The organism is Clostridium sp. BL-8 (assembly GCF_002006495.1).
Taxonomy (GTDB): domain Bacteria; phylum Bacillota; class Clostridia; order Clostridiales; family Clostridiaceae; genus Clostridium.
This window is the reverse complement of the sequence record NZ_LZZL01000134.1, coordinates 1-10670: the sequence shown is the minus strand read 5'-3', so window position 1 is coordinate 10670 and position 10670 is coordinate 1. Positions and strand designations below refer to the sequence as shown.

Here is a 10670-nt window from a genome sequence, read left to right as displayed (position 1 = left end):
ATATTCCATTTATTAAATCTTATAAAGGAGCCAGCTGCAGCCTTCCACATCATATAAAAGTAGTTATCTTACCCACTTTAAGCCCTTTTATTGAATTGAGCTCATAAGCTTAAAGAAATATTTTGACTCTTGGGTTTTATAAAGATTGTACCAGGAATCTAGGGTTTGCGGTAAGAATACATCTAGAATTTTCAATATATGCAAAGCAAATTCAAGAGGAGCTATTCCAGAAGCAGTAATCAAACTTCCATCAGTTACTACACATTCATGCTTATAATACTTTTCTCCATCATAGTTTGGACAGACCATTTTAAGATATCCCAAGTCATTGCTTGTATGAGCTCGCTTATCCAATACTCCCCCCATAGCAAGTCCTATTGTAGCACCACAAATTGCCCCTACAACAATACCTTTCTCTAAATATTTTTTAGCCATTGTTATAATGGGAGCATGAATTGCTTCTGTCCATGTATTCCCACCAGGTAGAATCAAAGCAGCAGTATCATGAGCATTACACTCCTTAAGTTCAATTTCTGGCAATATTGTAAGACCTCCCATTGTAGTAATAGGTGTCTTGGTAATTCCTACAGTTACTACTTTTAGAGGCATTAATCCCTTTTTGTAGTACCTTCCCGAATTGATTTCAGCGCTTAAATAACCTATTTCCCAGTCTGCCATTGTATCAAATACATAAAGATATACTGTATTCTTCATTTTCTATTCCTCCACATTCATTTTATCTGATGTCTAGCAGCTGTAACACTCCCACTATATATGAAACTCCTCTTCCTAAAGTCAGATGAATAAGCGATTCACACTAAATCGCAGATTTAGGTTCTCTGCTTAAGTTGTAGCTAACAGCGGCACGGCCCTAGACAGGGTACCCCTTGAGGGTATAAGTTCAACTAAGATTCATTTGATTGTTGCTATTTGTTACATGATTGTCTCAAACTCCATCTCGATCTATTATATATTATCTTCACTGACAAATTCGGTCAGTGAAGATAATGGGCCATCAAATCTTTAAGAACTGCTGCCATAGCATCTTTAAAACTATTTGGTTCAAGCACCTTTATTGATTTACCATATTGAAGTAGAATATGAGGAACATAGGTATGGATTGAGTTTTCATCCATTAAAAAATTAGCTCTGCATTCAGTTCGTTCTATCAGATGATATCCTAAAAACCAATGTGCACAAAGGTCATTTAATACTTCTGACTTGCCCTCAATTACTAAAGTGCAAAGTCCTACTTTGCTTTCCACATTCGATAATAAGTTTTTTGTAAAAAACTCACGTGCCGAAAAATCTTTAGGACGCTTAAACGTATTTTTAGTGCTTATAATATTTACTACTCTATCTACCCTAAAACTACGAATTTCATTCCTAAGATGGCAAAATGCAATAGCATACCATTTATCGTTCCAGTAAAGCATCCCATAGGGGTCAACAACCCTAAGCCTCGGATGCCCTTCATAACCTGTACAGTATTCAATTTCCATGGAGCATTCATTAGCAACAGCTTGCTCAATTTCTCTTAATATAGGTTTGACAGCTGGATCGCAAATACGGCTCACTACTTCAAATCCAACTAAATGACGATTGAGAATTTTTTCTTGTTCTTGATTCGAGAACTTCTTTAACTTTGATGTTGCACTATTTAGTGCTTCCATAAAAGGATATCCTGCTTCCATTGCAAAAGTGGCAGCATGTAAAAGTGATTTTTTCTCTTCAAGGTCAAAAAACATGGGTGCTTTGATAAAATTGTTAAGCAAACTATATCCGCCGTTATGACCAGGCTCAGATATTATTGGCACTCCACTAACACACAATGCATCCATATAACGATAAACTGACCTTATATTTATTTCTAACCTTTCGGATATTTGCTTTGCAGTTATTTTTATACCTGAATTCAGCATCCATAAAATTGCTAGCATATTATCATTTTTTGGCATAATGCGCCCACTTCCCTAGATTTTTAATAGTATCATTTATAAATAAATTTTATATTAATATAAGATAATTATAAAGTAAGCTTTTCTTGTATTACTTCATCTACTTTTAATTTAAATTCTTCATTTATTGTAAACTCAAAAGTTGAATTAGTTTTGAAAAATTTATTAACTTTAAATTCAATTGTATTTGGCAACACCCAACTATAACTCTGAATTTTAGACCATTTATAAAAATATCCATAATTATATATTCCATTTTCTCTTATTTGTGAACCTCTAAATGACTTTATCATATTGAAGATTGAAAATTCTATCCAAAATATAGTCATTGAAATGTTAGTAATAATATTATCTTTCTCATAGTGACTATAAAGCCTTATACCACCCCCTAATAATAAGCAGAAAAGTATCAATGACACCAGCCAGAAAATAACCGAGCCTCTGCTTTTTTTTACTTTCATAATATTTCTTCCATGATTATATGATGTATATAAATCTTTTAATAGCAGACTAGTTCCAATAATAATAAAAATTGCAGATCCAGAAAACTTATTCAAGTAATTCACCTCATTTTAAATTAAACATTATTTATATACTATAATATTATAATCATACCATATATTGTTAACATCACACTATTCGGTTTTCAAAGAACTATCTTTTTACTAGTTACTACGTTAAATCTACATATCCAAGATTCTGCTATTTTTGTTTCAGCACCGGATCATCCGCTTACTGCTTTTAAAAAAATTACTGCATATGAACTTAAAAACGAGTCATTCATTCTTACTGAAGCAGAGAGAGGTTACAGCTTTGAATTTAAAAAATTGCTTCAAAATCTAAATATAAAAGTAAACACTATTATGGAGTTTAGTAGTTTAGAAGCAATAAAGCAGTGCGTTAAAAACGGACTTGGTATTACTTTACTACCGAGAATAGCAGTTGATAAGGAAATTCAAAGAGGTGAACTTGTAATTCTCCCCGTAGAAATTGACGGGATATTTATAAAGGCTAGAATGATATATCATAGAGAAAAATGGATGTCTATACCATTTGCAGCTCTAAAAAATCTTGTATTACTAAAACAGTGAGCCTAAAGGTATTTTTCACCAACATAATAGAAAAGAGACAATCTAATTTATTAAGATCGTCTCTCATTTTTAGTAAAATATCATATGTTGTATTATTGTTTGCAGTTTCTATTGCCTTTTTCTCTTCGCACTTTTTTATTCCATCTTCAACTAACATTTCTCCTAGCTTTGTCATACTTATCCCATTTAGAAGCTTAATTACTGATTGTTTTTTTTATTATTTCAATTTCTTTATCAGATAATCCAGTTAACTCAGCTATTAGTTCATTAGATAAGCCCTTTTTAATTGCTATTCTTGCTGTTTCTATTGCTTGCTCTTCTTTTCCTTGTATCTTTCCTTTTTTTATTCCGTCTTCAACTAACATTTCTCCAAGCTTTGTCATACTTATCTCCTCCTTTACTTTCTCAATATCTTACTGTTAAAAACTAGTTTCTTTCTTTAATCTTGATAAGGCCCATAAAAAGGTGATTCCACTCATTACAATAAGCATAGCTATCACTAAAATGAGCTGGAGTGCTTCAGCATTCCCTTCTATCATCAATGTACGTAATAAATTAATTACATGTGTAAACGGATTTAATTTTACTGCTATTGCAAGCCAACCAGTTAATGTATCTGATGGAAATAGCGCTGTACTTAAAAAGAATACTGGTAAAACAATAGCATTCATAGCTGTTTCATATACAACTTCATTTGGAAGTGATAAACTTATTGTATATGTCAATGAAGATAAGCATAATGCATTAAGGAAAATAATCAATATAATAATGAAACTTCCAAAAATGTTACTTTGAATTTTTACAGAGAATAGCAAACTCACAATACACATGATTCCAACTTCGATAAACGTGCATACAACCGCTTCAAGAACTTGTCCTAATACTATTGACTTTCTATTTACTGGTGCAATAAGTATACGATAAAAACTTCCATCAGTCTTCATTAAATAGTTCATAATTCCACTACTGCTACATGCACCAAAACTTACTAATACTATTAGTCCTGGTAAGATAAAAGTTGTATAATTGTCAATTCCTATTCCCCTCATAGCTTGACTGGCAACTGTGCTGTATAAAATAAGCCAAAGCATAGGTTGCAAAATAGTAATGACAACAGTAAATTTATTGTGAAAACGCCACTTAATATTGCGTCCTAAAAGAGTTATAACATTCATGAAATTTCCTCCAATCCGTTCACTTCTGTTAATCTTAAAAACACGTCATCCAAGGTTGGCTGAACTATTTCAATACCTTCAAATTTTGTCTGGCTCTGAAATAACCACTGATTGATTGTTTTAAAATCTTCTCTACTTTGTTTTGAGTAAATTAAAATTTTTTCATCGCGAAGGGATAACTTTATATCATTTTTAAAATTACTAAGTTTTTTAAAGCAACTTCTAGATTCATCTTTATTGGTAAATCGAATACTTAAAACATCCTTTTTAATTAGTTCACGCAACCCAGATGGAGTTCCTTGCACTACTTCTTTTCCATCTCTCATAATACAGATAGTATCACTTAAATCATCTGCTTCTTCAAGATAATGCGTTGTAAGGAAAATAGTGGTTCCAAATTCATCTCTAATTTTTTTCATCATCTCCCACATAGCTATACGTGATTGAATATCCATACCAACTGTAGGCTCATCTAAAAACAAAATCTGTGGATTTGACATAAGATTCAAAGCAATATCTAATCGCCTTTTCACTCCTCCTGAATAAGATGAAACAGTATAATCTAGATATCTTTCTAAATAAAAACAAGAAATCAATGTCTTCATACGTTCCTCAGCTTCCGATTTTGGTATTTTATACAACCTACTTTGAAATAGCATATTTTCTCTTAATGATAAATAGGTATCAATTGATGTTTTCTGTGCAACACATGCAATACTTCTTCTTACCTTGTCAGTTTCTATATAGATATCATTACCTAGTATTTTTACAATTCCTGAAGTTGGCTCAAGATATGTTGTAAGGATATTGATTAAAGTTGACTTTCCAGCACCATTCTGACCAAGAAGAGAAAAGATCTCACCTTTCTTAACTGTTAATGAAAGTCCGTTTAAAGCTTCAACACCATTCTTATAACGTTTAACAACCTCTTCTACATGGATTGCTTCCATATTAATCCTCCTCAATAGGAAATATAATTTCTGTAATATATTTTTCTGGATTACCCTTTAAAAGCATACCAGGACCTTTAATAAATACTTCACGAAATTCAGACTGCAATTTTATTCCATTTTGTTTTGCATAGGCATAAATCTCCTGATATGCCTGAAACATAGTTTCATAAGACCCCTTGTGAGTAACACATAATGCTCTTACCCTAGGTGTTTCCTTTACTTCTACACCATTTCCACTTGGAGTCATTGCAGTTGGTACACATAGCTCAATCTCGCCAAATTTAGTTTCTGGATTCATTGTAATGTAATTAAAAAATGGTGCTCCATCCGCTTTTCCTCTAATTGATTTAAATACATTAGGCACTACTTTATTTGCTTCTGTAGCAATTCCCTTATATTTCATAAATGCTACTCTAATAGGTTCTATTTCTCTAATCTCTACTTTATATTCCATTTTTATACCTCTCTTTTTCCTTCCTTAAACTCATCCATATTTCTGCATATCCGCTAACTGTTACTTCATTATATACTGGATATACCTCAACATCTGCAATTTCTGCATATTCATATCCTGAAAATGGAAGCCATTCTGTAAAAAAACGTTTATAGATGCTTTGTATTGATTCCTTGAACAAACCATTGCTCTCAAACACCGCCCAAAGTGATGCAGGTATTTCATATTCATACATTCCTTCTGGTACAGGTTTATCTGTTTCAGTAGCAATATAATAATAAACTTCATCACTTGAATTATAAATTGATATTCCCAAAACTCTCTTTTGTGGTGTATTATTAAGATTTAAAATTCGGTAAAACATTTCGCTTTGCTTTGTTTGTTCCCAAAATGATGGAATTAACTTATAATTTTTATCCATATCGTAGGTTAATGGAATACGTATACCAACAATTCTCATTAGAGCTTTTTCTTCGACTCTATATGGCATATCACTACCTCCTTGTATTTGAATCGAGAACTTAATAGGGGGATATGCACAAAGCTTACATCCTTGCAATTTTGCCATAGCAGGATTAATGCCATGTACACTTTGAAATGCACGATTGAATGCCGTTGGCGAAGTATATCCATATTTCATTGCAATATCTAAAACTTTGATATCTTTTGTCTGTAATTCAAAAGCAGCTTGTGTCATTCTTCTGCGCCTTATATATTCTACTAATGTTATACCAGTCACATAAGTAAACATACGTTGAAAATAATTGGTTGAACAACAGGCAATTTTAGCTGCTTCTTCATATGAAATATCCCCATCTAAATTCTGTTCTATATAATTAATAGCTTTACTGAAATTTTTTAACCACTCCATTACCTTACCTCCTTGAAATTAGCATACTCTATAATGCAATTTATTTCCTCGCATTTTTTGATTTAATTTGTAAACATAAATTATTCTTATAAATATAAAGCTTTATAACTTAACTATCTCTATATAATAAATATAGTATATAAAAAAGATATGGGATTAGCGTTTATACAACACTATATATTCCATATCTTCAATACTCTAATTAACTGTATACTGACATTTTTGCTATCAAATTTTTATTATTCATATAAACTTTTTACGTTGCAACATTTTGATAAATTAAATAAAGCATTACCAGACTCATTTTTTAAATCAATTTTTTCAATTGGCTTGTAATTAAAACCTTTATCTAGAATTCTATATGAAGCAATTCTGTTAATCTTAAACAAGCGAAATTCATTACTATCCTCACAAAAACCATACAAGTACCAATATGTCTGCTTAAACACAAGCTTATAAGGTTCAATATTTCTCATTCTTCTAGAGCTTTTAGAAATATATTCAATACAAATACATTTATGATTTTCTATGGCTTCATGCAACTTAATGACCTTTTCTTGTGTAATACTATCCTGAAACCATGATGATAAATCAATTAAATAATCACTTTCTGAAAAAATAGTTTTTGTTTCTTCTGGTATTATTTTTGCCATTAAATTTATTAAATCATTATTTTTATTAATGCTCATCAGTCCAGAAAGTGCAATGAAAATATTCTTTATATCATTCTTAGAAAAAATATTTTTTTACATTTATATCCTTTAACAACTGATACTCCACCACCAATACCCGAATATGTAGCTATAGGAATTCCTGACTTATTTAATGTATCCAAGTCACGAAAAATTGTACGCTTAGAAACTTCAAATCTTTCCGATAGCTCTTTTATTGTAATTCTGTCTGCATTAACTAGTATATTTAGTATTCCTAATAATCTATCAATTTTCATAGTAACTGTAACACCTTTTCTATATCAATTATTTAGTTAAAATTAAACACTTTATTTTATAATTATATATCATAACTACTTTATATTTGTATAAAGAACTCCCTTTCGTATTCTTTATAAAATTCTCTCCGCCTTATGTTCTATGGTGAAATAGTATAGAAAAACTATACTACCCCAATTAAAGTATACGTACTATTAATTCTAGTCGGCAAACTACTATTATCAATTAGTTTTATTACCGATTAATCAATATTTATACGAATTAATTTGGTAATTGTTGTATATAAAATTATATATTAATTCTATTATATTGTAAATTATTCAACTAAAAGTTCCTTAATCACATTTTAAAATATGCTTAAGGAACTTTATATGATGCACAATATCGCTTTTATTTAATTATACAATTTTAGTAAAACCTCATTTACTTATGATATGGTTCACCGTATCAGTAGCAAGTGATAACACCTTTTTATTCCATCTCTATCGACTACAGGAATATTAGATGCACTTAAATTTTACAATGTAGTACTTGACAAAATATTCAAATTAAAAGTATTATATAATTGCTTACATATATAACTAATTATATATGTAAGCAATTATATAAATGTAACTTATTTCATATGTTATATTAAAAATTATAAATTGGAGGTGTCAATAAATGAATATATCAATTATTCATGGAAGTCCTAAAGGTAATAATAGCACAACAAAAAAGCATACGGATTATTTAATAAAGTGCATGCCGAATCATAGCTATACTGAATTTTATGTAGGAAAAGAAATTAAAAAACTTGAAGATGACGCTTCATATTTCAGTACAATGATTAGAACTATACATGAAAGTGATATTATAATCTGGTCATTCCCTGTTTACTATTACATGGTTCCTTCACAATTGAAAAGATTTGTTGAGTTAGTATACGAAAAAAATTGCGTTTACGCTTTCAAAGGTAAATATTCAACTTCCATTTCAACATCAGGCAATTTCTTCGATCATGCTGCACATAATTACATGAATGCAGTATGTAATGATTTGGACATGAATTACATACAAGGTTTTCCAGCAGAAATGTTAGACTTGCTCAAGGAAGAAAAACGAAATAATTTTATAGGTTTTATGCAATATTTTCTTTATATTTCAGAAAAAAAGCTTTCTATTTCAAAATCATTTGCACCATTGCTAAGTAATAATTTTAATTATGTACCTGAACCTCAAGTAAACACTAAAATTGTGCTAGATAAGAAAATCGTTTTATTGACTGATGCAACACCATACGATTTAAACATAAACAATATGATTAAAACCTTAAATTCTTGTTTTGGTAACATAATAGACGTGATAAACTTGCATACAGTAAATATTAAAGGTGGTTGTTTGGGCTGTGGCCACTGCCTTTCTGACGGCAAATGTGTTTACAAAGACGGCTTTGAGACACTATTTTATGAAAAAATTAATACTGCTGATGTATTGATATTTGCTGGTGCAATGAAGGATAGATACCTAAGTGCTACCTGGAAAACTTTCTTTGATCGTAATTTCTTTAACGGTCACAGAGCTGTGCTAAATGATAAGTATCTTGGATTTATCATATCAGGTCCATTAAAGCAAAATTCTAATTTAAGGCAAATATTAGAGGCAACCTGTCAAATTTGGAAAACACCTATTCTTGATATAATCACTGATGAATTCAATAGTAGCTATGAGTTAACAAAAGAAATTGAAGCATTTGCAGAAAAAGTTTCAAAAATATTGAAACTTAGCTGTCAAAGAAGTGATTCCTTCCTTGGTGTTGGAGGCCATAAGGTTTTCCGAGATCTTGTATTTAGCAGAAAAGCTATTATGAAAGCTGATCATGAATATTATAAATCCCATGAATATTATGATTTTCCGCACTAAAAGATTAAATAAAGGTTTAGTAAGTTTTAATTTTTATACTTGATAAGTTTTTTCCTTTCAGATATAAAAATTATATGCTAGAATAAAAAAACTACCAAGACTGCGCAAAGAAGTTATTAACTCAAGGCAGATCAAAAATTGTTACGGTATTTAAACACAGAAAGGAAATGCTATGTCTCTAAAATACATTTTACTTGGTTTTCTTAATATTCATTGTATGACTGGTTATAAATTGAAGCAATTATTGGATGATTCTATAAATAATTTCTGGAGTGTAAACTTGAGCCAGATATATCCTACTTTAAATGAAATGAAAAAGGATGGATTTCTCGATGTAGATATTCAGATTAATGAGGGCACTCCCAATAGTAAAATCTATTATATTACTGAGAAAGGAAAGATAGAATTAGACAAATGGATGAAAGAAACAACTCCTCTCCCTCAGACTCGAAAGCTTTTTCTTGCAAAGCTTCTGATTGGTACACACTTTAGCAATGATTTAGTAATTAATCAATTGGAAGAACAACTATCTCTGCATGAAGAAGCACTAGAATCATTAAAGAAGAGATTTGAAGCTGAGCCTGTTGCTATGTGTGATATAAAAAATATTGAGAAACACAAGCTTTTTCGTCAACTTATTATAGACGCTGGAATTAAAGAAGAAAAAGCATCTATTGAGTGGTGCAAGGAAACTATCGAAATTTTAAGGAAAAGTAAATTTTAACCTGTCACAAAGAAATTCCGAGGGAATGCAAATAGATTTGTGTAAATTTCAAATCTATTTGCGTTCTTAATTATATGATTTTTTACATTCCTTAACCAGAATTAAAAAATTAAAAACTACTCAATCTCTTTTTCCATCCATACTACATTTATTGCAGTTGGTGATTCTTTTTTGTCCATTCATAAATTATTACCTACAGCCTCTTATATACAATATATATAAATTCAAAATTAGTCCATATAAAAAATAGACTTATATTACTATTCATTTAATGATATAAGCCTTTTTTAGTTCTGAATAATTATCCAGTTTTAGTAAATTTATCACTCACTTATGATATGGTTCACCCTTAATTATCCTAAACCTTGTTTAGGATTTAAGAATTTTTGTATAATCGTATCACCTTCCCATTATAAACACAATCATCATTTCAAATTAACTATAAAATATAAAAAAATAGAACACTTGCCTCCAAATATTCTATCTTCATTATACTTAATTTTTTACAAATTTTATATTGATTTACCATATTGTAAGCAATATTTTGCATATTCCATTTATTAAATCTTATAAAGGAGCCAGCTGCAGCCTT

Annotated in this window: 14 protein-coding genes; 3 read left to right on the top strand and 11 right to left on the bottom strand. The window is 30.2% G+C overall.

All coding sequences use genetic code 11. From position 1 onward, the window contains the following. Positions 1–87 precede the first annotated feature (87 nt). From CLOBL_RS25540 to CLOBL_RS25530, 3 genes are all read right to left on the bottom strand, one after another. Positions 88–714, bottom strand: a complete 627-nt coding sequence (locus CLOBL_RS25540; RefSeq protein WP_077861573.1) for a type 1 glutamine amidotransferase family protein — start codon at positions 712–714, stop codon at positions 88–90. 281 nt (positions 715–995) lie between these two features. Continuing rightward, a complete protein-coding gene (locus CLOBL_RS25535; protein ID WP_077861572.1) occupies positions 996–1958 on the bottom strand; it encodes a WYL domain-containing protein in 963 nt (320 codons plus the stop codon). 68 nt (positions 1959–2026) lie between these two features. Then, entirely contained in the window at positions 2027–2524 is a 498-nt protein-coding gene (locus tag CLOBL_RS25530) for a DUF5673 domain-containing protein (protein ID WP_242953923.1), read from the bottom strand. A gap of 24 nt (positions 2525–2548) precedes the next feature. On the opposite strand from CLOBL_RS25530, the gene CLOBL_RS25525 reads away from it, so the two are divergent. Then, positions 2549–3049 (top strand): LysR family transcriptional regulator substrate-binding protein, encoded by a 501-nt coding sequence (locus CLOBL_RS25525; RefSeq protein ID WP_347472981.1) that lies wholly within the window; start codon positions 2549–2551, stop codon positions 3047–3049. Here the strand turns inward: CLOBL_RS25525 and CLOBL_RS25520 are convergent. From CLOBL_RS25520 to CLOBL_RS28760, 8 genes are all read right to left on the bottom strand, one after another. Next, positions 3003–3224 (bottom strand): hypothetical protein, encoded by a 222-nt coding sequence (locus tag CLOBL_RS25520; RefSeq protein WP_077861570.1) that lies wholly within the window; start codon positions 3222–3224, stop codon positions 3003–3005. The genes CLOBL_RS25525 and CLOBL_RS25520 overlap by 47 nt on opposite strands. A gap of 19 nt (positions 3225–3243) precedes the next feature. Continuing rightward, a complete protein-coding gene (locus CLOBL_RS25515) occupies positions 3244–3432 on the bottom strand; it encodes a hypothetical protein (RefSeq protein ID WP_077861569.1) in 189 nt (62 codons plus the stop codon). 36 nt (positions 3433–3468) lie between these two features. Beyond that, positions 3469–4224 (bottom strand): ABC transporter permease, encoded by a 756-nt coding sequence (locus tag CLOBL_RS25510; RefSeq protein ID WP_077861568.1) that lies wholly within the window; start codon positions 4222–4224, stop codon positions 3469–3471. Beyond that, entirely contained in the window at positions 4221–5174 is a 954-nt protein-coding gene (locus CLOBL_RS25505; RefSeq protein ID WP_077861567.1) for an ABC transporter ATP-binding protein, read from the bottom strand. Before CLOBL_RS25505 ends, CLOBL_RS25510 begins: the two co-directional genes overlap by 4 nt. Position 5175: 1 nt before the next feature. After that, positions 5176–5631 (bottom strand): GyrI-like domain-containing protein, encoded by a 456-nt coding sequence (locus CLOBL_RS25500; RefSeq protein WP_077861566.1) that lies wholly within the window; start codon positions 5629–5631, stop codon positions 5176–5178. Then, the gene (locus CLOBL_RS25495) at positions 5621–6502 is read right to left on the bottom strand and encodes an AraC family transcriptional regulator (protein WP_077861565.1); all 882 of its coding nucleotides are present in this window, start codon (positions 6500–6502) and stop codon (positions 5621–5623) included. Before CLOBL_RS25495 ends, CLOBL_RS25500 begins: the two co-directional genes overlap by 11 nt. Before the next feature lie 239 nt (positions 6503–6741). Further along, on the bottom strand, positions 6742–7191 hold the full coding sequence (locus tag CLOBL_RS28765) for a WYL domain-containing protein (RefSeq protein WP_242953922.1): 450 nt from the start codon (positions 7189–7191) through the stop codon (positions 6742–6744). A 29-nt stretch (positions 7192–7220) separates the two neighbouring features. Next, on the bottom strand, positions 7221–7451 hold the full coding sequence (locus CLOBL_RS28760; RefSeq protein ID WP_242953921.1) for an HTH domain-containing protein: 231 nt from the start codon (positions 7449–7451) through the stop codon (positions 7221–7223). 664 nt (positions 7452–8115) lie between these two features. Here CLOBL_RS28760 and CLOBL_RS25485 point away from each other — a divergent pair. Together CLOBL_RS25485 and CLOBL_RS25480 are read left to right on the top strand one after the other, a co-directional pair. Further along, on the top strand, positions 8116–9354 hold the full coding sequence (locus CLOBL_RS25485; protein ID WP_077861564.1) for an NAD(P)H-dependent oxidoreductase: 1239 nt from the start codon (positions 8116–8118) through the stop codon (positions 9352–9354). A gap of 172 nt (positions 9355–9526) precedes the next feature. Further along, entirely contained in the window at positions 9527–10078 is a 552-nt protein-coding gene (locus CLOBL_RS25480) for a PadR family transcriptional regulator (protein ID WP_077861563.1), read from the top strand. The last annotated feature ends 592 nt before the right edge of the window (positions 10079–10670 follow it).

Coding starts and splice junctions, on each gene's coding strand:
- CLOBL_RS25480 (WP_077861563.1), top strand. CDS start 9,527: ATGTCTCTAAAATACATTTTACTTGGTTTTCTTAATATTCATTGTATG.
- CLOBL_RS25535 (WP_077861572.1), bottom strand. CDS start 1,958: ATGCCAAAAAATGATAATATGCTAGCAATTTTATGGATGCTGAATTCA.
- CLOBL_RS28765 (WP_242953922.1), bottom strand. CDS start 7,191: ATGAGCATTAATAAAAATAATGATTTAATAAATTTAATGGCAAAAATA.
- CLOBL_RS25515 (WP_077861569.1), bottom strand. CDS start 3,432: ATGACAAAGCTTGGAGAAATGTTAGTTGAAGACGGAATAAAAAAAGGA.
- CLOBL_RS25520 (WP_077861570.1), bottom strand. CDS start 3,224: ATGACAAAGCTAGGAGAAATGTTAGTTGAAGATGGAATAAAAAAGTGC.
- CLOBL_RS25510 (WP_077861568.1), bottom strand. CDS start 4,224: ATGAATGTTATAACTCTTTTAGGACGCAATATTAAGTGGCGTTTTCAC.
- CLOBL_RS25485 (WP_077861564.1), top strand. CDS start 8,116: ATGAATATATCAATTATTCATGGAAGTCCTAAAGGTAATAATAGCACA.
- CLOBL_RS28760 (WP_242953921.1), bottom strand. CDS start 7,451: ATGAAAATTGATAGATTATTAGGAATACTAAATATACTAGTTAATGCA.
- CLOBL_RS25500 (WP_077861566.1), bottom strand. CDS start 5,631: ATGGAATATAAAGTAGAGATTAGAGAAATAGAACCTATTAGAGTAGCA.
- CLOBL_RS25540 (WP_077861573.1), bottom strand. CDS start 714: ATGAAGAATACAGTATATCTTTATGTATTTGATACAATGGCAGACTGG.
- CLOBL_RS25495 (WP_077861565.1), bottom strand. CDS start 6,502: ATGGAGTGGTTAAAAAATTTCAGTAAAGCTATTAATTATATAGAACAG.
- CLOBL_RS25505 (WP_077861567.1), bottom strand. CDS start 5,174: ATGGAAGCAATCCATGTAGAAGAGGTTGTTAAACGTTATAAGAATGGT.